Below are 20,981 nucleotides of genomic sequence, written 5' to 3' on the forward strand. Positions count from 1 at the left end.
GGCGTAAAATTATGACTAAGAAAGAAGAAATTTTAGTAGAAGAGGGCAGTCGGCAAGCACCCGAGAAGTATTATATCAAAATAACTCCTGACGGCCCTTATCTTGTTTATGGTAATCCTCCCATTGACCAGGAAATTATTCTTCCCAATGAAGAAGGTTCTTCGTGGGTGTATCAACGCGGGCTGAGTTTCGACAGTTCGGCCACTCCGGTAGCTCTGTGCCGTTGCGGGCATTCCCGCCATAAACCCTTCTGTGACGGTTCTCATAAGCGTGCCACCGATTGGGACTCTAATGAAACCAATAACAAACGTCCGTTACTTGAAGAAGCCGAGGAATTGGAAGGCCCCGCCATGGTGCTTGCCGATAACGAAAAGTATTGTGCTTTTGCCCGTTTCTGCGATGCACGCGGCCGAATCTGGAATCTGGTACAACTCGCTGAAACCGAAGAAGAGCGTGAACTTGTCCGTCGCGAGGCCGGCCATTGTCCTGCCGGGCGGCTCGTCGTTTGGGACAAAGAGACGCAAAAAGTCTTCGAACCGCCTTTTGAGCCCTCTATCGGTATTATTGAGGATCCTGGAATCAGAGTGAGCGGACCTATCTGGGTAAAAGGCGGTATCCGCATAGAGAGTGCGGATGGCAAAAGCTATACAATCAGAAACAGGGTGACTTTGTGCCGTTGCGGACAGTCGTCCAATAAACCGTTTTGCGACGGTACGCATGCTTCCATGGGATTCAGTGACGGACTTCTGTTGGAAGAAAAAGGCAAGAAGTGGTGATTCTGCTTTCTGAAAAATCATAAATAAGCCGGTTGTCAATCGATAAACCGGCTTGTTTATGAACTGCCCTGCCGGGTTCCCTCTTAAAATTATAGATAAAGAATGATCACAGTTCACCCATTTTTAGTATTTTTGCATCCTGTTTTGAAGATAGAAAACTTTAAAAGAAGAAAAATATAATGGCAAAAGAACTGAAAGACCTGACCAAACGCAGCGAAAACTATTCGCAGTGGTATAATGATTTGGTAGTGAAAGCCGATTTGGCAGAGCAATCGGCTGTACGCGGATGTATGGTGATTAAGCCTTACGGATACGCTATTTGGGAGAAAATGCAACGTCAGCTGGATGATATGTTTAAGGAAACCGGACATGTGAATGCTTATTTCCCGTTGCTGATTCCAAAATCATTCTTGAGTCGTGAAGCTGAGCATGTGGAAGGCTTTGCCAAAGAGTGTGCCGTAGTTACTCACTACCGCCTGAAGAATGCCGAAGATGGTTCGGGTGTGGTGGTTGACCCTGCTGCAAAGTTGGAAGAAGAACTGATTATCCGTCCGACTTCCGAAACAATCATCTGGAATACTTATAAAAACTGGATTCAGTCTTATCGTGACCTGCCTATCTTATGCAACCAGTGGGCAAACGTTTTCCGTTGGGAGATGCGTACACGACTGTTTCTCCGTACAGCAGAATTCCTGTGGCAGGAAGGCCATACGGCACATGCAACACGTGAGGAGGCAGAAGAAGAAGCAATCCGTATGCTGAATGTATATGCTGACTTTGCAGAGAAATACATGGCGGTTCCGGTGGTGAAAGGGGTGAAGTCGGCCAATGAACGTTTTGCCGGTGCGCTTGACACCTATACCATTGAAGCGATGATGCAGGACGGCAAGGCGTTACAGAGTGGTACGTCTCACTTCCTGGGACAGAACTTCGCGAAAGCGTTTGATGTGCAGTTTGTTAATAAAGAAAATAAGCTTGAGTACGTATGGGCTACTTCATGGGGTGTTTCTACCCGTCTGATGGGTGCATTGATCATGACCCACTCGGATGACAACGGTCTGGTATTACCTCCGCATCTGGCTCCGATTCAGGTAGTGATCGTTCCTATATATAAGAATGACGAGCAGCTGAAACAGATTGATGCCAAGGTAGAAGGTATTGTAGCGAAGCTGAAGGCATTGGGCATTTCGGTCAAATATGATAATGCCGATAACAAACGACCGGGCTTCAAATTTGCCGATTATGAACTGAAGGGTGTACCGGTTCGTCTGGTAATGGGCGGACGCGACCTGGAAAACAATACGATGGAGGTGATGCGTCGCGATACATTGGAGAAAGAGACCGTTACTTGCGATGGTATCGAGACATATGTTCAAAATCTGTTGGAAGAGATTCAGGCCAACATTTACAAGAAAGCGTGTACTTATCGCGATTCACGTATCACTAAGGTAGACAGCTACGATGAATTCAAGGAAAAAATCGAAGAGGGCGGTTTCATTCTGGCTCATTGGGACGGAACTACGGAAACAGAAGAGAAGATCAAGGAAGAGACAAAAGCTACTATTCGTTGTATCCCGTTCGATTCGTTTGTTGAAGGTGACAAAGAGCCCGGTAAGTGTATGGTAACCGGCAAACCTTCTGCTTGCCGTGTGATATTTGCTCGTTCTTATTAATAATTAATATAAGGTATAAGGAAAAAAGGTTGGAGGTACCTAAATGAACTTCCGACCTTTTTCTTTACTACCGTTATTCTAATAGCCTATGAATCCATTCTTGAATCTTATCTGGCTGCTGTGTGGCGGCATTTTTACTGCGATAGAGTATCTTATTGCAAGTCTCTTGATGATGGTTACCATTATTGGTATTCCATTTGGCTTTCAGACTCTGAAACTGGCTGGGCTTGCTTTATGGCCGTTCGGCAAAGAGGTGAGGAGCACCCCCGATTCGGGAGGTTGCCTCAGTATCATAATGAATATAGTCTGGCTGTTTCTTGGTGGAATTTGGATCAGCCTTTCTCACCTGGGATGGGGGATTCTGCTTTGTATCACAATCATTGGTATACCATTCGGGAGACAACACTTCAAACTTGCCGGACTGGCTCTGACTCCCTTCGGAAAGGTTATTGTCGATAAGGGCTTTTAATCGTTCTATCTTCTTCACATCCCTTTTCGGTATTCATACACTTTCCGTTTTTGTATTCTTTCTTTGTAAGAGAGACATACGAAAATAAAGACTGAAGAAAAGAGAGCGTCACATTGGATGCTCTCTTTTCATTTCCGATTTAGCTTTGGTGATGTCTTTTACCGTGTCATTCGGGATGCTGTCCCGTGCGGCAGCCTGTTTCTTTCTCAGGTTTCTCAACTTCCATTTATTCCAGAAGAGAAGTTCACTCCATTTATTAAAATCTTTTTTGTACATGATACCGATTCCTTGGGTAGTCAGGTTGGTCCGTGTATAATAACGGTCGTTCGTTTCATTATACGCCTTCAGACGTATGTCTCCTGAGCGGTTGAGCAGCCATTCCGCTTCAAAGTCTCCGATGAAATTGGTATTAGCTAACGGATTATCCCGGTAGCCGAAATTACCATTAATAATCAGACGGTTGTTCAATAACTGCCCGGACAGGATACCTTCTATTTCCATGTCCGTCCAGCCTTTGTCACCGGTACTGAGATTCGTTCCGATGTTCCAGTTGTTGTTATCGAATACCTGCGATAACAGATTGTTTAACTGTCCGGACAGGGTAGAGAATAGGGCTGACGATGTCATATTGGAGTTTTGGGTGCCTCCGGTACTCTCCTGTGGATAGAACTTGCCGATACCCAGCAGATAGAGTATCTGTATGTTCATCTGCTCTTCCGTACTGATGTAATTGCGTACCAGCGTCTGTATCTCGTCCCGTTCGTTGGGGAGTTCGATACCTAATTTAATATTGGGGCGCCAGAGAATTCCGGTCAGGTTCATGATGCAATTCACCTTTACATTGGGTTGCTGGGTGATCGGGTCTGCGGCATCGGGGATCAGGTCATTCAGCGAAGCAGAGTTCACCGTATAACTGGCTTGTATATCGAGCGTCGCATCCAACGGGGGACCGTTGAAAGTGATACTGCTTCCGTCTTTTATGATAAAGTCTTTGCGGATGACTTCCTGCAAGCTGAACTTATAAATACCCTGGCTGATGCGGTAGTTTCCGAACATTTTCACATCTCCTTTATTAAAGAACTCTGTCCGTATGTTGCCGGAGCCTTTACCGCTGATGTAGTCTCCGGCAATGGGGTCCATGATAATTTTCATAGTAGCGTCCGGAGTAGCATCTATCAACAGATTCAGGCGGATATCCGTTTTTGTCTCTTCCTCCTCCATCTCCTGCTGCAGCCGCTCATATTCTGATATTACATTGATGGAATCCTGAACGAATCTGCGCGGAGTTTTGTCGATAAACTTAATGAACTGGTTGCTGGCTGCTGAAGCAGTGGCATTGGTTATGTAGACAAAATTGGTATTGCGGTTGGTCGTGACGGCTGCATTGACTTGCAGTTCCTGCGGATTGCCAACCAGCATCGCATTGCCGGTTCCATACACTTTTCCGTAGAAGTTGATATCAGAGCTTTCTTTCGTGTCCATCAGTAACATGTTGTTCACGTTGAATTCGAAGTGATAGCTCAAATCCCTGAAATGCCTGAAATTCAGTTTGCCGTTCATCGTGCCTTGGTGCCCTTCCATATCTGCGATATGTATATTGTCGAAAGTGATACCGGTGGTGGACAGACGGATAGTGTCTTTTACGGCAAATGATGTGTTTAATATTCCTATCTTCAACGACGCATCTGTCATCAGATCCCCTTCGATGTTGAGTTCCTTGAATTTTCCATAGAAATGAGCTTTGCCGCTGGTACGTCCATGCAGGTCTTCGACAATGGAACGCATGAAATATTGGAGGAACTGAATGTTTGTATGCTCCGTTTCTATATTCAAATCCAGTTTACTTTCCGGCTTTAACGGATAGACGTGCCCGATGACGTGCGTTTTCGATAGCCCTTCTTCTTCCATGTGAGCATCCAGGAAGATGGCACGTTTGTCGTTCTCCCATGCTCCGTAAATATCCATTGCTCCCAAAGAAGCATCATTGAAAGTGAAGTTTTTAAAATGTAAGCGGGTATTCATGACCGGCTCCTTCAAAATGCCACTGGCATATGCCGTTCCGGTGGCATCTCCTTTAAAGTCCACATCGTCAAAATCTACCACATCGAATACGTAACCCACATTGATGTCCTTCAGGTCTACCTTCAGTGTATCTTCGGCATGTTCCGAGATGCGTCCGTCGATGCGGATGTGACGGTCTTTATGCGAGAAATAGAAATCGTTTACATCTACTTTGCCCGAATCTACTACTACTTGTGACGGATGAATCTGCCACAAAGTGTCGTTCAGGATAATGTCTGTCTGCTTGATGTCTACGACTGTTTTCAGTGCCGACTTTTCTTCGGCCTTGCGGAAGAAGCTGGCAGCAGCGGATAATCGTCCACTATAAGTATTGATGGTATTATTGCCCCAATTGATGTTGGCACTTATGGTATCATTTTGGGCTTGCGCATCCAGTGAGATGCTTACGGCACTCTCTTTTTTCAGGTTATTGAACCGTATCTTGGCCTTGAACTGGTCAGTAGGATTTTCACAGAGCACCAGTCCGGACTCGATAAACGTGTTTTGATATTGTAGCCGGGGGAAATAGCCCTCTACTCGCAGCCGCTGTGCCTGGTCATTGAAGTAACCCTTTACAGTCGAGTGAGTATATATCTTCAATGGGATGTCGAATACGGTAGACAGCAGTTCTGTATTGAATATGTGGACATCGAAACTGAAGTTGTTATTCGTTTCAATCGGCTTCTTATCCGGCTGGATCAATGAAGGAATATATCGCCGCATAATATTCATTACGCTTGCCGGAAGTGTGTGATACAGATAATTACCTTCAATACTTGCTTTCAGGAAACTGGAGGTCAGTTTCAATTGGTTTTGTTTGTCTTGTCGAGTGGCTATGATGTTGATATTATCCAGAAAGTAATTCTTTTCGGGTGCGGTGAATTGTAGACTGTCTATGTTGATTTCACCTATCATTTCATCGATGGAACCGCCACGGAAGTTAGCTTTCAGCTTCAGAGAGAATTCTGCGTCCGGATAATCCTTGCTCAGGTTCAAGTCGTGCGGGCGTACTTTATCTATTACAGCATTGAAGTTGAAAGTCGGGATTTTCTCGACTACATTAATGTTACCATTTAAATGTATCGAACCGTTTTCATCATCCAGTGCTACCTTTCCGTCGAAGCCGCCACGTTCGAACTCTCCGTCGAGTGTGATATTCTCATATTTATAATTACTGTATTCAAAGGCAGCTATCAGGCCTTTTAGCGTGATGGCGGGGTACTGGTTACGGTAGTGGCTGCCTTGAACATTCAGATTAAAGGTAATTTTGCCCAGTTGCTTGTTATCCAGCAACTGTCCCAGTTCGAAGTCGGTGGTCTTTACACCTCCCGAATAAGAAAACAAGGCTTTGGCCTTATCGGAACTGAGCTTTAAGTCAGTTTGGACAGAACCAATGTTGGTACGAAACAGACCGTACATGACCAAATCTGTGAAATACCCCGATATTTCACCGTGAAAGGAAGCATTTCCTAAACGCTGCAGAATAGGAGGAACCCCATTGTAATGCGGACTCAGGTTGCGTACCAGGAATCCGATTCCATCGTTATTAGCAGATAGATTGGCAAGATGCCCGTATACATAGGCATCTTGCGGGCGTGATAGATCCTGTAAAGAGACATCTCCCTTCAGTCGGAATTTATCGCCTGCATTAATTTCCAGCGTTTTGCAGTTCAACTGGTTGAGTGTGCCTTCTACATCGATGCCCAGATCCAGCTTTTCTTTAAAGTTGGATAGTGCCGGAACAAAAGCTGAAATATCATTCAGGGTCACGTAGGATGGCAGAGTACGGAAAGAGAAACGGACTTCATCGGCAAAATGATTGAGTGCTCCCAAACTGTCATATTCCATCCGAATGGTATCCATTTTCATTTCGGTACCCGGCATTTCTATAGCAAAATTCTCTATTTTCATGCCTCTGTCATTAGCTATGACTTTCAGGCTCAACTTTCTCAGCTCAAAGCCCGATTGTTCATCCACGCTTAGCCGTTTGATGGCCGCATTGATCGAATCGCCTTGAAGTGCTTTGAGAGAGATGTTGGCAATGATATTATGCAATTTGACATGCTGGGGGTTGAACTTTCCGGGAGTTTCTTTTTCCGACAGTACATCGTAAGCCAACTTACCACGGCGTATCAATATAGAGTTGATACGCAAGTCGAGGCTCTTGTCTGTTTTTACTGTGTCTTTAGAGGCAAATGCGTCAAGGACAAATTTGAAATTAGGGTCCGTATTCGGAGTAGGTTTGTTCAGGTTGATGTTAAAGCCGAACAATTGTACACTGCTGATTGCGATTTTTCCGTTGAATAGGGGGATAATATCAAACTTGGCGGAAAGACGAGTAATTTTAAGCATCTCTTTGCCCGATTGATCGTCGAGCAGCACATCGTCTATGATGATACGATTCAATAGTCCGATATCTATCTTACCGATAGTCAGTTCAGTACCTAATGTCCGGGATAGTTCTTTTGCGACAAACGTGGTCATATTTCGCTGAATAAAAGGAATATTCAGCAAAATGATAGTTCCGATATATATACCTAATATAATACCGATAACCCAGCGTACAGTCTTCTTCAGCGTTCTGATAAGCGGTTGTTTTTATTTTGCGAACAAAAATATAAAATAGTTCGTTATGAATCCTACTTTTATCATTACTTTTGCATCGTTTAAATATCAAAAAGCGTATGAGTACAATTATATTAGGAATTGAGTCTTCCTGTGACGATACATCGGCTGCGGTAATAAAAGATGGTTTTCTGTTGTCGAATGTAGTGTCCAGTCAGGCGGTGCATGAAGCTTACGGTGGTGTAGTACCCGAATTAGCATCACGTGCGCATCAGCAAAATATAGTACCTGTGGTGCATGAAGCATTGAAACGTGCAGGGGTGACGAAAGAGGAATTGAGTGCGGTAGCTTTTACGAGAGGTCCCGGACTGATGGGATCGTTGCTGGTGGGAGTATCTTTTGCGAAAGGGTTTGCCCGCTCATTAAACATTCCCATGATCGATGTTAATCATCTGACAGGACATGTATTAGCACATTTCATTAAAGAAAAGGGTGAAGAGAATGAACAACCCACTTTCCCATTCCTTTGCTTGTTGGTGTCCGGGGGTAATTCTCAAATCGTACTGGTGAAGGCATACAATGATATGGAGATTCTGGGACAGACAATTGATGATGCTGCCGGAGAAGCTATTGACAAATGTTCAAAAGTGATGGGGCTTGGTTACCCGGGCGGTCCTATTATTGACCGTTTGGCACGTCAGGGCAATCCGAAAGCTTATACATTCAGCAAACCCCACATCCCGGGGTTGGACTATAGTTTTAGTGGATTGAAGACATCGTTTCTTTACTCGTTGCGTGATTGGATGAAAGAAGATCCCGATTTCATCGAACATCATAAGACTGATTTAGCCGCTTCTCTTGAAGCGACTGTTGTAGATATATTGATGGATAAACTCCGTAAAGCAGCCAAACAGTATAAGATTAACGAGGTAGCTGTAGCAGGTGGTGTGTCCGCCAATAACGGTTTGCGTAATGCTTTCCGTGAGCATGCGGAGAAGTATGGCTGGAAGATTTTTATTCCAAAGTTTAGCTATACCACGGACAATGCTGCAATGATCGCTATTACGGGATATTTTAAATATCAGGATAAAGACTTCTGTCCTATGGAATTGCCGGCTTATTCACGTGTGACTTTATAAAAGAAAAGAGGGTAGATCTTTCTTCTTCTTTATATCTATAATATTGAGAAAGCTAAATAAAAAAAGTCATGTTTGCAGAGATAATAACCATCGGTGATGAGTTGCTGATAGGCCAGGTGACTGACACTAATTCGGCATGGATGGGACGCGAATTAAATAAAGTCGGTATCGAAGTTATTCGTGTAGTGTCTGTACGTGATCGTGCAGAAGAGATAACCGAAGCAGTGGATGCCTCGATGAAAAGGGCGGATATTGTATTGATGACAGGTGGTTTGGGTCCTACTAAGGATGATATCACCAAACAAACCCTTTGTGAATATTTTGGTACCAGACTGATTTTCAGTGAGGCTGTGTTTGAAAATGTGAAGCGGGTATTAGCTGGAAAAATACCGATGAATGCGTTGAATAAGAGTCAGGCGATGGTGCCAGAGAATTGTACGGTCATTAATAATCGGGTGGGAAGTGCCTCTGTCAGTTGGTTTGAAAAGGATGGTAAAGTGCTTGTTTCCATGCCCGGTGTTCCTCAGGAGATGGCTACGGTAATGAGTGAAGAAGTGATTCCTCGTTTGTGCGCAAAGTTTCATACAGATGCCATTGTACATCGTACTTTTACTGTGCAAAACTATCCGGAATCAGTGCTGGCTGAAAAACTGGAGTCTTGGGAGGTGGCGCTGCCGTCCTGTATTAAACTTGCTTACTTGCCTAAACCCGGTTTGATTCGTTTGAGATTGACAGGACGTGGACAAGATCGTCAGGAAGTAGAGACATACTTAAATGTTGAGAGCGCCAAATTGGAAGCCATTTTAGGTGAAGATATTTTGGATGAAGAAGATACACCGATTGAGATTCTGATTGGGGAACTTCTGAAAAAGAAGAAATTGACCCTTTCCACCGCAGAAAGTTGCACCGGTGGAAGTATTGCAGCCCGTGTTACTTCGGTTGCCGGAAGTTCGGAATATTTTAAAGGAAGTGTAGTGGCATACTCTAATGAAGTAAAGATGAAATTGCTGGGGGTATCGATGGAAACGCTTGAAAAGAAAGGTGCTGTAAGCGAGGAAGCCGTAATTGAGATGGTAAAAGGTGCGATGGAAGCGCTGAAAACTGATTGTGCAGTCGCCACTTCGGGTATCGCAGGTCCTGGCGGAGGTACTAAGCAGAAGCCTGTTGGTACAGTCTGGATTGCTGCTGCCTATAAAAATGAAATTTGCACTATGAAGCAGGAAACTGACCGCGGAAGAGAAATGAATGTGGAGAGAGCAGGTAATAATGCTCTTCTGTTACTTCGAAAATTGGTGAAATGAAGAAAAATTACTGCTGAATAATGAATTTATTTAAGAAATGCTTGTTTTATATCTATAAAAGTGCTTACTTTGCGCTCTGTTTGAAAGAAGTATAGATTAAAACTATAAAAATAAGATAGAAATGTCGAAGATTTGTCAAATTACCGGAAAGAAAGCCATGATTGGCAACAATGTTTCACACTCAAAGAGAAGAACTAAGAGAACCTTTGATTTGAACTTGTTTAACAAAAAGTTCTACTATGTAGAACAGGACTGCTGGATCAGCCTGAGCCTCTGCGCTGCTGGTTTGCGTATTATTAATAAAAAAGGTTTGGACGCTGCTCTGAATGATGCAGTTGCCAAAGGGTATTGTGATTGGAAAACCATTAAAGTTATTGGCTAAAACGTAAGAGGAGAAACTGATTATGGCAAAGAAAGCAAAAGGTAATAGAGTTCAGGTGATTCTGGAATGCACAGAACACAAAGATAGCGGTATGCCGGGAACATCTCGTTATATCACAACTAAGAACAGAAAGAATACTACAGAAAGACTTGAGTTGAAAAAATACAACCCGATTCTGAAGAGAGTAACAGTACACAAAGAAATTAAATAAAAAAGAAAGAGTATAACCCATGGCAAAGAAAACAGTAGCAAGTTTGCACGAAGGATCTAAAGAAGGTCGTGCTTATACTAAGGTTATCAAAATGGTTAAATCTCCGAAGACTGGAGCTTACATTTTTGATGAACAAATGGTTCCTAACGAAAAAGTACAAGACTTTTTTAAGAAATAAGCCGGTTGCATTAGATTGCAACCTGAAAAATCCTCTCACTGATATTCATTGAGGGGATTTTTTTTGCCAATTTTATTCGCTTCAATTTTTACTTTACGCCAGTTTTATTATATCTTTGTAGCATAATGTATTATACAAATAATTGTAATCATGGGATTTTTTAGTTTTTTCTCAAAGGAAAAGAAGGAAACTTTAGATAAAGGATTATCTAAAACCAAAGAAAGTGTATTCAGCAAGATTGCCCGTGCGGTAGCCGGCAAGTCGAAGGTGGATGATGAAGTGCTGGATAATCTGGAAGAGGTGCTTATCACATCGGATGTGGGAGTAGAGACTACCCTTAATATCATTAAACGTATTGAAAAACGTGCGGCAGAAGATAAATATGTAAATACACAAGAGCTAAACTCAATTCTGCGTGAAGAAATTGCAGCATTGTTGACTGAGAATAATTCGGATGATGTTGCTGATTTCGATGTTCCGGTAGAGAAAAAGCCTTATGTCATTATGGTAGTGGGTGTGAATGGGGTTGGTAAAACAACTACCATTGGTAAACTTGCTTATCAATTCAAGAAAGCCGGTAAATCTGTTTACTTGGGTGCGGCCGATACATTTCGTGCAGCGGCTGTAGAACAGCTTGTAATTTGGGGAGATAGAGTAGGTGTACCGGTGATAAAACAAAAAATGGGTGCTGATCCCGCTTCGGTTGCATTTGATACATTAAGCTCGGCCGTTGCTAATGATGCGGATGTTGTGATTATAGATACAGCAGGACGCCTACACAATAAGGTCGGTTTGATGAATGAACTGACGAAGATTAAGAATGTAATGAAGAAGGTGGTACCTGATGCTCCGAATGAGGTGTTGCTGGTGCTTGATGGTTCAACCGGGCAGAATGCCTTTGAGCAGGCTAAACAATTCACGTTGGCTACAGAGGTGACTGCCATGGCTATAACAAAACTGGACGGAACGGCAAAGGGAGGCGTTGTTATCGGAATTTCAGACCAGTTTAAGATTCCGGTGAAATATATTGGATTGGGTGAAGGTATGGAAGACCTGCAGGTTTTCCGCAAGAAAGAATTTGTAGACTCCTTATTTGGAGAGAATGCATGAAAAGAAAAACTATAGATATCATAACATTAGGGTGCTCTAAGAATTTGGTGGATTCGGAGCAGTTGATGCGTCAGTTGGAAGAAGCCGGATATGATGTTACCCATGACTCGGAAAAACCGACAGGAGAAATAGCAGTTATCAATACCTGCGGTTTCATCGGTGATGCGAAAGAAGAATCAATTAATATGATTCTGGAATTTGCCCAGGAAAAAGAAGAAGGAAGTCTGGAAAAACTTTTTGTTATGGGCTGTCTTTCGGAACGCTATTTAAAAGAATTGGCGATTGAAATTCCTCAGGTTGATAAGTTTTATGGTAAATTCAACTGGAAAGAGTTGTTGCAGGACTTGGGAAAAGCCTACCATGACGAACTTCATATTGAACGTACGTTAACTACCCCTAAACATTATGCTTATCTGAAAATATCAGAGGGGTGTGACCGTAAATGTTCTTATTGCGCTATACCAATCATTACAGGACGTCATGTGTCTCGTCCCATGGAAGAGATCTTGGACGAAGTGAGATACTTGGTTTCCAATGGTGTGAAAGAGTTTCAGGTGATTGCCCAGGAGTTGACTTACTATGGAGTCGATTTATACAAGAAACAAATGCTCCCGGAATTGATTGAGCGTGTTTCTGAGATTCCGGGTGTGGAATGGATACGTTTACACTATGCATACCCGGCACATTTTCCTGAAGACTTGTTTAGAGTGATGCGTGAACGGGATAATGTATGCAAATACATGGATATAGCATTGCAACATATTAGTGATAACATGTTGCAACGTATGCGGCGTCATGTGACCAAAGAAGACACCTATCGGTTAATTGAACAGTTTCGTAAAGAAGTTCCCGGTATTCATTTACGTACAACGTTGATGGTGGGGCATCCGGGTGAAACAGAAGAGGATTTTGAGGAATTGAAAGAGTTTGTTCGTAAAGTCCGTTTCGATAGAATGGGAGCTTTTGCTTATTCAGAGGAAGAGGGCACGTATGCGGCAGCTAATTATGAAGATTCTATTCCTCAAGAAGTGAAACAGGCCCGCTTGGATGAACTGATGGATATTCAACAGGGGATTTCTGCTGAACTTAGTGCATCTAAGGTGGGGTGGCAAATGAAAGTTATCATTGATCGTATAGAGGGTGATTATTATGTTGGGCGCACTGAATTTGATTCTCCGGAAGTAGATCCTGAGGTATTAATAAAGTGCGAGGGAGATAGTCTGAGGGTTGGTAACTTTTATCAAATAGAGGTGATTGATTCCGATGAATTCGATCTTTTTGCGAAAGTTATCTAAAGATATTTCCCTAAGAATTTGTTTTTTTCATTCGGATTGACTAATATAGCAACATACTTTTAAAATTGTAGTATTTTGAATAACAAAGAATTTACTTCAGAACTTTCGCGCAGGTTAGGATATAATACAAAAGATACTTCTGACTTGATAACTACTCTGCTGTCTGACATCATTCAGGAGCTGCAGGAAGGTAATGCTATAGGAATACAGGGATTTGGTGCTTTTGAAGTAAAAAAGAAGGCTGAGCGTATTGTCATCAATCCTGTCACCAGACTACGCTTGTTGGTTCCACCCAAACTGGTGTTGGCATTCAAGCCAAGTCCAATCTTAAAGGATAAGTTTAAAGAAGCATTTCCGTATGAATGAAAGGTTGACTATACAGAATCTTGTTGATTTACTGGTTAGCAGGCATGGGGTCCCTCAAAAAGATGCCGATGTTTTTGTTCGGGAGTTTTTTCTGTTGATAGAACAGGCTCTGGAGAATGATCAGTACGTGAAAATCAAGGGGCTGGGAACATTTAAACTGATAGGGGTTAATAGCCGTGAAAGTGTAAATATCAATACAGGCGAACGAATTAAGATAGAAGGACATACAAAGATTTCTTTTACTCCTGATCCTTCTTTGCGGGATATTATTAATAGGCCTTTTTCTCATTTTGAGACGGTTGTACTGAATGAGAATACTGTATTGGAAGATACGCCGATAGAGGAATTGGAGGGAGATCCGGTGGATGTGCCTGAAGTAGAAGGAACACAGTTTATGGAGGATGTCTCAATTGAAACAGAGCCTATAGAGGCAGCAAAGCAGATAGAAACAGCAGAATCGGAGGGTATGCTGGAGCAAAACGCAGAGAATGCTGAGACTACTACAGGGGATATTGAGGAGGATACGAAAAAAACGGAAAATATAGAAATTGGAAGTCGAATGGTTGATGTGCCTGAAGAAGTTGAAAAGGAAACCTGCAAGGATACGGGCACAAAGACTATCATAGAAATAGAAGGATTATCTGTTGATGAAGTATCGGAAGACATTAAACCAGATAAGACTGACGAAGGATTCGAGGAAGAACAAGAGCAGGCGGAAAAAGAAATAGAAGAAGGCGAGGCTCCTAAACTGACTGCAGAAGAAATAATTGCTCGGGAGATTCAGAAAACAGAAGTTCCGATTGTTCCTATGGGAAAGGAGAGGTACCCCCAAAAAGAAATTAAATTCAAAAAAGAGAAGTCTCCTGTCCCTTATTTGGTAACTATCATAGCGGTTGTTATGCTGCTTTGTGGTGCGGCTCTGGTTTTTGTTTATTATCCGGATTTGTTTTCTAAAAAAGAAATGCAATCAACCGTAATTGAAGCGGTGGAGAAAAAAGAGCCTATAAAGGAAGTCCCGTTAGATACTGTTATGAAAACAGATACTATAGCCGAAGTGGTGGCAAAAATGCAGGATAAACAACAGGTAGTGAATCCTAAACCTGTATCGGTGAAAACGGATAAAGTATCGGAGAGTAAATCGGTTGCTCAGGAAAAGGTTACTAAGAAGGTGGTGTCAATACCTGTTAAGCCGGATTCTGTAAATTACATAATTACCGGTACTAAGACTACCTATACGATGAAAGAGGGGGAGACTTTAACCAAGGTCTCTTTACGCTTCTATGGTACAAAAGATTTGTGGCCTTATATTGTTAAGCATAATCAGGGAGTGATTAAGAATCCGAATAGTGTGCCATATGGTACTGTACTTAAAATACCGGAACTTGTTAAAAAGTAACGGCTTTGTATGGCACCCGGGTGTATAAACTTGTATACATCCGGGTGCCGTGTTTATGTTATACAAATACAAAAGCGTATGAAAGTACCTTAATCTAAAGACTTCGCATTGTTTTTTAATAAAAATTAGTTGGAATGGTTAAAGATATAGTGTACTTTTGGAATCGAAATTAAAAAGCCTTACAACATAGGTTTCATTTACATTATAAGTAAGAAATTAAACAATAAAATAATTAGTATTTATGGCTGAATCAATTGACATCCGCGAATTGAACGAGCGGATTGAAAGACAGAGTGCTTTCGTTACCAATCTTACAACAGGCATGGACCAGATCATTGTGGGTCAGAAACATTTGGTAGAGTCACTGTTAATCGGGCTACTTTCTGACGGGCATGTATTGCTTGAGGGTGTACCAGGATTGGCAAAAACTTTGGCAATCAAGACATTGGCTTCGTTGATCGATGCAAAATACAGCCGCATACAGTTTACGCCTGATTTGTTGCCTGCCGATGTTGTAGGTACTATGGTTTACAGTCAGAAAGATGAAACCTTTCAAGTGAAAAAAGGTCCGATTTTTGCTAATTTTGTATTGGCCGATGAAATAAACCGTGCGCCTGCCAAAGTACAGAGTGCCCTGCTTGAAGCCATGCAGGAACGTCAGGTGACCATTGGTAAAGAGACATTCTTGTTGCCTGAGCCATTCCTTGTGTTAGCTACACAGAACCCGATTGAGCAGGAAGGTACATATCCGCTTCCGGAAGCTCAGGTAGACCGTTTTATGCTTAAGGTGATTATTGATTATCCGAAGCAGGAAGAGGAGAAATTAATTATTCGCCAAAACATTAATGGAGAGAAATTCAATGTGAAACCTATTTTGAAGGCAGAAGAAATAATTGAAGCCCGTAAAGTAGTACGCCAGGTTTATTTGGATGAAAAGATTGAACGTTATATTGTAGACATCGTATTTGCTACACGTTATCCCGAAAAATATGATTTGAAAGAGCTGAAAGATATGATTGGATTCGGTGGTTCACCTCGTGCTTCCATTAATCTGGCTTTGGCTGCACGTACTTATGCATTTATTAAACGTCGTGGCTATGTGATTCCGGAAGATGTACGTGCTGTTGCACATGATGTCCTCCGGCATCGTATCGGATTGACATATGAAGCGGAAGCCAGCAATGTAACTTCTGATGAAATTGTAAGTAAAATATTGAATAAGATAGAAGTGCCTTAATTTTAATTGAGAATGAATAATCCTCAATTACCAACTTTCAATTCTCAATTAAATAGATGGAAACAAGTGAAATTCTAAAAAAAGTTCGTCGGATTGAAATAAAGACGCGTGGATTGTCGAACAATATTTTTGCAGGACAGTACCATTCGGCCTTCAAAGGTAGAGGTATGGCTTTTTCTGAGGTGCGTGAATATCAGTTTGGTGATGATATACGTGACATTGACTGGAATGTGACAGCGCGTTTTAACAAACCTTTTGTGAAGGTGTTTGAGGAAGAGCGCGAACTGACGGTGATGTTGATGGTGGATGTTTCCGGTAGTTTGGAATTTGGCACCGTAAAACAGCTGAAGAAGGATATGGTAACAGAAATTGCAGCTACTCTCGCATTTTCTGCTATTCAGAATAACGATAAGATCGGAGTTATTTTCTTTTCAGACAGAATAGAAAAATTTATTCCTCCCAAGAAAGGGCGTAAACACATTCTGTACATTATTCGTGAACTGATTGATTTTAAGCCCGAAAGTCGTCGTACAAATATTCGCCTTGCTCTGGAATATCTGACGAATGTCATGAAAAGACGTTGTACAGCTTTCATTTTATCCGATTTTATAGATCAGGAAAGCTTTAAGAATGCAATGACCATAGCCAATAGGAAACATGATGTTGTCGCTATTCAAGTATATGACAGGAGAGTAGCTGAGTTACCGGCAGTAGGTTTGATGCGGATTAAAGATGCGGAAACCGGACATGAACAGTGGATAGACACATCTTCGGCCGGAGTGCGTAAGGCGCATCATGAATGGTGGGTAAATAAACAAACTGAGTTAGACGAAACGTTTACAAAAAGTAATGTTGATTCTGTTTCGGTACGTACTGATCAGGATTACGTGAAAGCGTTACTGAATTTATTTGCTAAACGAAATTAACAGGAAAGATGAATAAAAATATATTTCTGATAGTATTGTTATTTCTGGTTTCTGGCAGAATTGCTGCACAGTCTGTGACTGTCGATGCTAAAATAGACTCTTTGCAAATTCTAATAGGAGAACAGGCAAAAGTGCAGTTACAAGTAGCGATGGATGTGAAGCAGAAAGCTGTTTTTCCGGTATTTACAGATACGCTGGTACGTGGGGTGGAAATTGTGGAAACTGCTAAACCTGATACACAGTATTTAAATGATCGCCAGAGAATGTTAATTACCCAGGAGTATACGGTAACTTCTTTTGATTCAGCTTTATATTATATTCCTCCTATGGGTGTGAAGATCGATAATAAAGAGTATAAATCGAAAGCATTGGCATTGAAAGTGTACTCAATGCCTGTGGATACTTTGCATCCTGATCAGTTTTTTGGTCAGAAGACCGTTATGAAGGCTCCTTTTGCATGGGAAGATTGGTATGGCTTGATTGGTTGCTCTTTTTTGGCATTACCACTGTTAGGATTGCTCATTTATTTGATTGTTCGCATCCGTGATAATAAGCCTATTATTCGTAAAATAAAGGTTGAGCCTAAGTTGCCTCCACATCAACTGGCAATGAAAGAGATAGAGCGTATTAAGACAGAGAAGATATGGCAAAAGGGACAACCAAAGGAATATTATACGGAATTGACAGATGCTCTTCGCACATATATTAAGAATCGATTTGGTTTTAATGCATTGGAAATGACTTCATCTGAAATTATAGATAAATTGCTTGAATTTAATGATAAAGAAGCTATATCAGATTTAAAATATTTATTCCAGACAGCCGATTTGGTTAAATTCGCTAAGCATGATCCGCAAATGAACGAAAATGATACGAATTTAATTAATGCAATTGATTTTATTAATGAAACCAAACAACCGGAAGAAGAGAACCTGAAGCCACAGCCTACTGAAATCACCATTATAGAGAAAAGGTCTTTGCGTACAAAGATATTACTGATATGTGGTATTGTATTTTTGTCGGCTGCTCTTATTGGAACCTTTGTATATATAGGGTTACAACTCTATAACTTGTTTGCGTAATAGGTTTTGACTTTTATCATATAAAATAAGAAATAGTAAATTGTAAATAGAATGGTTTTTGCCAATATTGAATATTTGTTTTTGCTGCTGTTACTTATACCATATATTGTGTGGTATATAATGAAGCGGAAGAAGACGGAGCCGACTCTTCAGATTTCTGATGCACGTGTATATGCACATGCACCGAAAAGTTATAGGAACTATTTGCTGCATGTACCTTTTGGTTTGCGCATCATTGCTCTAATATTGATCATCTTGGTTTTGGCACGCCCTCAAACAACCAATAGCTGGCAAAACAGCGAAATCGAAGGTATTGATATTATGTTAGCTATCGATGTATCTACCAGTATGTTGGCAGAGGACTTGAAGCCTAATAGATTGGAGGCTGCTAAAGATGTAGCTGCGGAATTTATTAATGGCCGTCCGAATGATAATATAGGTATTACGCTTTTTGCCGGTGAAAGTTTTACTCAGTGTCCTTTAACGGTAGATCATGCTGTATTACTGAATCTATTTCAAGGTATTAAGTGCGATATTATTGAGGATGGGACAGCAGTGGGAATGGGAATTGCTAATGCAGTAACTAGGCTGAAAGATAGTAAAGCAAAATCAAAAGTGATTATTTTGCTGACAGATGGTACAAATAATAAAGGGGATATTTCTCCATTGACAGCTGCTGAAATAGCAAAAAGTTTTGGTATACGTGTTTATACTATTGGTGTGGGAACAAATGGTATGGCTCCTTATCCGGTACCGGTTGGGGGAACAGTACAGTATATTAATACGCCGGTTGAAATTGATGAAAAAACCCTTACTCAAATAGCAGGTATTACGGATGGAAACTATTTTCGTGCTACCAGCAATTCGAAACTGAAAGAGGTTTATGAAGAGATTGATAAATTGGAGAAAACGAAATTGAACGTGAAAGAGTATAGTAAGCGTCAGGAAGAATATCGTTGGTTTGCGCTGGCTGCTTTCTTATGTGTACTGCTTGAACTACTGTTACGTAACTCAATATTGAAGAAGATACCATAAAATAGATAGAAAGATGTTTCGATTTGAAGAACCTGCATATTTATATTTGTTGTTGTTGCTACCATTGTTGGTAGCCTTCTATCTTTTTTCTAACTATAGAAGGAGGAAAGCTATTCGTAAATTCGGGGATCCGGTATTGATGGCACAACTGATGCCTGATGTATCTAAATATCGTCCGGATGTAAAGTTTTGGTTGGTATTTACCGCCATAGGTCTGTTTGCGGTATTGTTAGCCCGTCCACAATTCGGCTCTAAACTTGAAACTGTAAAGCGTAAAGGAGTAGAGGTTATGATTGCATTGGACATTTCTAACTCTATGCTTGCACAAGATGTTCAGCCAAGTCGTTTGGAAAAAGCTAAGAGGCTTATATCTAAATTAGTAGATGGTATGGAGAATGACAAAGTGGGCATGATTGTATTTGCGGGAGATGCTTTTACTCAGTTGCCCATAACGAGTGATTATATTTCCGCTAAGATGTTTCTGGAATCTATTAATCCTTCGTTAATATCTAAACAAGGTACAGCTATTGGTGCAGCGATCAGTCTGGCAGCTCGCAGCTTTACTCCACAAGAAGGAGTAGGACGTGCTATTGTAGTGATTACCGATGGTGAGAACCATGAAGGCGGGGCTGTTGAAGCTGCTAAAGAAGCTGCCAAAAAAGGTATTCAAGTGAACGTTTTGGGAGTTGGTTTGCCCGATGGTGCTCCTATTCCAATTGAAGGTAGTAACGATTTTCGCCGTGATCGTGAAGGCAATGTAATTGTGACCCGTTTGAATGAGGCTATGTGTCAGGAAATTGCAAAGGTAGGGAATGGGATTTATGTTCGTGTAGATAACTCAAATTCTGCGCAAAAGGCTATTAATCAAGAAATTAATAAGATGGCTAAATCAGATGTTGAGTCTAAAGTGTATACAGAATATAATGAACAATTCCAAGTAATTGCTTGGATGATATTGCTTTTATTATTGGTAGAGATGTTGATTTTAGATCGTAAAAATCCATTGTTTAAAAACATTCGGTTGTTTTCTAATAAGTAATAATGTGTATGTCAAGAAGTAAATATATATTATTCGCTCTGTTGCTATCCCTCTCTCTGGGTACATTTGCACAAAAGGCTGAGCGTGATTATATCCGTAAAGGCAATCGTCTTTTTAAGGACAGTGTTTTTGTGGATGCTGAGGTTAATTACCGAAAAGCATTAGAGGTGAATCCCAAATCAACTGTTTCTATGTATAATTTGGGTAATACGTTGTCGCAACAGCAAAAGTTTAAAGATGCGATGGAGCAATATGTAGCTGCAACTCAAATAGAAAAAGATAAGGCCAAGTTGGGACAGATTTATCATAATATGGGAGTATTATTCCAGTCTGGTAAAGATTATCAGAAAGCGGTTGAAGCATATAAGATGTCTTTGAGAAATAATCCGAAAGATGATGAAACCCGTTATAACTTGGCATTGGCTCAAAAGTTGTTGAAAGATCAACAGCAAAATCAACAGAACCAAGACCAAAATCAGGATCAGAATAAAGATGATCAGCAAAAGCAACAAGATAATAAAGATCAGAATAAGCAAAATGATCAAAATAAGGATAAACAGCAGCAGCAACCTCCTAAGTCTGAGAAGAACGACAATGAAATGTCTAAGGAAAATGCAGAGCAGTTGCTTAATTCTGTAATGCAAGATGAAAAAGGTGTTCAAGATAAAGTGAAGAAGCAACAGACTCTTCAGGGAAGACGTTTAGAGAAGGATTGGTAATAATAAAATAATTGATGATAA

19 protein-coding genes are annotated in these 20,981 nt (G+C 41.2%); 18 read left to right on the forward strand and 1 reads right to left on the reverse strand.

Annotated features, from left to right (window positions below; translation table 11 throughout):
* The first annotated feature begins 11 nt into the window (after positions 1-11).
* From QK890_RS00890 to QK890_RS00900, 3 genes are all read left to right on the forward strand, one after another.
* Entirely contained in the window at positions 12-776 is a 765-nt protein-coding gene (locus QK890_RS00890) for a CDGSH iron-sulfur domain-containing protein (protein ID WP_005806300.1), read from the forward strand.
* Positions 777-955: 179 nt separating this feature from the next.
* A complete protein-coding gene (gene proS, locus QK890_RS00895) occupies positions 956-2,449 on the forward strand; it encodes a proline--tRNA ligase (protein ID WP_032531019.1) in 1,494 nt (497 codons plus the stop codon).
* A gap of 88 nt (positions 2,450-2,537) precedes the next feature.
* A complete protein-coding gene (locus QK890_RS00900) occupies positions 2,538-2,918 on the forward strand; it encodes a YccF domain-containing protein (protein WP_005820355.1) in 381 nt (126 codons plus the stop codon).
* A 108-nt stretch (positions 2,919-3,026) separates the two neighbouring features.
* On the opposite strand, the gene QK890_RS00905 is transcribed toward QK890_RS00900, so the two are convergent.
* Positions 3,027-7,463 (reverse strand): translocation/assembly module TamB domain-containing protein, encoded by a 4,437-nt coding sequence (locus tag QK890_RS00905; RefSeq protein WP_032539266.1) that lies wholly within the window; start codon positions 7,461-7,463, stop codon positions 3,027-3,029.
* Between the two features lie 200 nt (positions 7,464-7,663).
* Here QK890_RS00905 and tsaD point away from each other — a divergent pair, with 200 nt between their 5' ends.
* From tsaD to QK890_RS00980, 15 genes are all read left to right on the forward strand, one after another.
* On the forward strand, positions 7,664-8,683 hold the full coding sequence (gene tsaD / locus QK890_RS00910; protein WP_005777909.1) for a tRNA (adenosine(37)-N6)-threonylcarbamoyltransferase complex transferase subunit TsaD: 1,020 nt from the start codon (positions 7,664-7,666) through the stop codon (positions 8,681-8,683).
* Positions 8,684-8,751: 68 nt separating this feature from the next.
* A complete protein-coding gene (locus QK890_RS00915) occupies positions 8,752-9,984 on the forward strand; it encodes a CinA family nicotinamide mononucleotide deamidase-related protein (protein ID WP_032539267.1) in 1,233 nt (410 codons plus the stop codon).
* A gap of 121 nt (positions 9,985-10,105) precedes the next feature.
* Entirely contained in the window at positions 10,106-10,366 is a 261-nt protein-coding gene (gene rpmB / locus QK890_RS00920; RefSeq protein WP_002560154.1) for a 50S ribosomal protein L28, read from the forward strand.
* Positions 10,367-10,388: 22 nt separating this feature from the next.
* Positions 10,389-10,577, forward strand: a complete 189-nt coding sequence (rpmG, locus tag QK890_RS00925; RefSeq protein WP_002560155.1) for a 50S ribosomal protein L33 — start codon at positions 10,389-10,391, stop codon at positions 10,575-10,577.
* Positions 10,578-10,596: 19 nt separating this feature from the next.
* Entirely contained in the window at positions 10,597-10,755 is a 159-nt protein-coding gene (locus tag QK890_RS00930) for a DUF4295 domain-containing protein (RefSeq protein ID WP_005777897.1), read from the forward strand.
* Positions 10,756-10,905: 150 nt separating this feature from the next.
* Positions 10,906-11,865 carry a signal recognition particle-docking protein FtsY gene (ftsY, locus tag QK890_RS00935; RefSeq protein WP_022011375.1) on the forward strand — a complete coding sequence of 320 codons (960 nt, stop codon included), beginning with the start codon at positions 10,906-10,908 and terminating at the stop codon, positions 11,863-11,865.
* Positions 11,862-13,160, forward strand: a complete 1,299-nt coding sequence (gene rimO, locus QK890_RS00940; protein WP_032539269.1) for a 30S ribosomal protein S12 methylthiotransferase RimO — start codon at positions 11,862-11,864, stop codon at positions 13,158-13,160. Before ftsY ends, rimO begins: the two co-directional genes overlap by 4 nt.
* A gap of 75 nt (positions 13,161-13,235) precedes the next feature.
* Entirely contained in the window at positions 13,236-13,526 is a 291-nt protein-coding gene (locus QK890_RS00945) for an HU family DNA-binding protein (RefSeq protein WP_005777892.1), read from the forward strand.
* Positions 13,519-14,922: an HU family DNA-binding protein gene (locus tag QK890_RS00950; protein WP_032539270.1), complete on the forward strand. Its 1,404-nt coding sequence runs from the start codon at positions 13,519-13,521 to the stop codon at positions 14,920-14,922. Before QK890_RS00945 ends, QK890_RS00950 begins: the two co-directional genes overlap by 8 nt.
* A 241-nt stretch (positions 14,923-15,163) precedes the next feature.
* Positions 15,164-16,159, forward strand: a complete 996-nt coding sequence (locus QK890_RS00955) for a MoxR family ATPase (protein WP_005777888.1) — start codon at positions 15,164-15,166, stop codon at positions 16,157-16,159.
* A 56-nt stretch (positions 16,160-16,215) separates the two neighbouring features.
* Complete coding sequence (locus tag QK890_RS00960) at positions 16,216-17,085, forward strand: DUF58 domain-containing protein (RefSeq protein WP_005806284.1); 870 nt, start codon at positions 16,216-16,218, stop codon at positions 17,083-17,085.
* 8 nt (positions 17,086-17,093) lie between these two features.
* The gene (locus QK890_RS00965) at positions 17,094-18,167 is read left to right on the forward strand and encodes a membrane exported protein (protein ID WP_032539271.1); all 1,074 of its coding nucleotides are present in this window, start codon (positions 17,094-17,096) and stop codon (positions 18,165-18,167) included.
* A 51-nt stretch (positions 18,168-18,218) separates the two neighbouring features.
* Complete coding sequence (locus tag QK890_RS00970) at positions 18,219-19,202, forward strand: VWA domain-containing protein (protein ID WP_032531023.1); 984 nt, start codon at positions 18,219-18,221, stop codon at positions 19,200-19,202.
* A gap of 13 nt (positions 19,203-19,215) precedes the next feature.
* Positions 19,216-20,241 carry a VWA domain-containing protein gene (locus QK890_RS00975; RefSeq protein ID WP_005777880.1) on the forward strand — a complete coding sequence of 342 codons (1,026 nt, stop codon included), beginning with the start codon at positions 19,216-19,218 and terminating at the stop codon, positions 20,239-20,241.
* 8 nt (positions 20,242-20,249) lie between these two features.
* The gene (locus QK890_RS00980) at positions 20,250-20,960 is read left to right on the forward strand and encodes a tetratricopeptide repeat protein (protein WP_175413947.1); all 711 of its coding nucleotides are present in this window, start codon (positions 20,250-20,252) and stop codon (positions 20,958-20,960) included.
* Positions 20,961-20,981: the final 21 nt, after the last annotated feature.

The sequence above is a fragment of the Bacteroides sp. NGMCC 1.200775 genome (assembly GCF_040798045.1).
Lineage (GTDB): Bacteria > Bacteroidota > Bacteroidia > Bacteroidales > Bacteroidaceae > Bacteroides > Bacteroides hominis.

What these genes read in the sequence shown, in the direction of transcription:
- QK890_RS00950 (WP_032539270.1), top strand. Translation starts at nt 13,519, where the DNA reads ATGAATGAAAGGTTGACTATACAGAATCTTGTTGATTTACTGGTTAGC.
- proS (WP_032531019.1), top strand. Translation starts at nt 956, where the DNA reads ATGGCAAAAGAACTGAAAGACCTGACCAAACGCAGCGAAAACTATTCG.
- QK890_RS00905 (WP_032539266.1), bottom strand. Translation starts at nt 7,463, where the DNA reads ATGACCACGTTTGTCGCAAAAGAACTATCCCGGACATTAGGTACTGAA.
- QK890_RS00890 (WP_005806300.1), top strand. Translation starts at nt 12, where the DNA reads ATGACTAAGAAAGAAGAAATTTTAGTAGAAGAGGGCAGTCGGCAAGCA.
- QK890_RS00900 (WP_005820355.1), top strand. Translation starts at nt 2,538, where the DNA reads ATGAATCCATTCTTGAATCTTATCTGGCTGCTGTGTGGCGGCATTTTT.
- tsaD (WP_005777909.1), top strand. Translation starts at nt 7,664, where the DNA reads ATGAGTACAATTATATTAGGAATTGAGTCTTCCTGTGACGATACATCG.
- QK890_RS00980 (WP_175413947.1), top strand. Translation starts at nt 20,250, where the DNA reads ATGTCAAGAAGTAAATATATATTATTCGCTCTGTTGCTATCCCTCTCT.
- QK890_RS00955 (WP_005777888.1), top strand. Translation starts at nt 15,164, where the DNA reads ATGGCTGAATCAATTGACATCCGCGAATTGAACGAGCGGATTGAAAGA.
- QK890_RS00965 (WP_032539271.1), top strand. Translation starts at nt 17,094, where the DNA reads ATGAATAAAAATATATTTCTGATAGTATTGTTATTTCTGGTTTCTGGC.
- rpmB (WP_002560154.1), top strand. Translation starts at nt 10,106, where the DNA reads ATGTCGAAGATTTGTCAAATTACCGGAAAGAAAGCCATGATTGGCAAC.
- QK890_RS00970 (WP_032531023.1), top strand. Translation starts at nt 18,219, where the DNA reads ATGGTTTTTGCCAATATTGAATATTTGTTTTTGCTGCTGTTACTTATA.
- ftsY (WP_022011375.1), top strand. Translation starts at nt 10,906, where the DNA reads ATGGGATTTTTTAGTTTTTTCTCAAAGGAAAAGAAGGAAACTTTAGAT.
- QK890_RS00915 (WP_032539267.1), top strand. Translation starts at nt 8,752, where the DNA reads ATGTTTGCAGAGATAATAACCATCGGTGATGAGTTGCTGATAGGCCAG.
- QK890_RS00930 (WP_005777897.1), top strand. Translation starts at nt 10,597, where the DNA reads ATGGCAAAGAAAACAGTAGCAAGTTTGCACGAAGGATCTAAAGAAGGT.
- QK890_RS00975 (WP_005777880.1), top strand. Translation starts at nt 19,216, where the DNA reads ATGTTTCGATTTGAAGAACCTGCATATTTATATTTGTTGTTGTTGCTA.
- rpmG (WP_002560155.1), top strand. Translation starts at nt 10,389, where the DNA reads ATGGCAAAGAAAGCAAAAGGTAATAGAGTTCAGGTGATTCTGGAATGC.
- QK890_RS00960 (WP_005806284.1), top strand. Translation starts at nt 16,216, where the DNA reads ATGGAAACAAGTGAAATTCTAAAAAAAGTTCGTCGGATTGAAATAAAG.
- rimO (WP_032539269.1), top strand. Translation starts at nt 11,862, where the DNA reads ATGAAAAGAAAAACTATAGATATCATAACATTAGGGTGCTCTAAGAAT.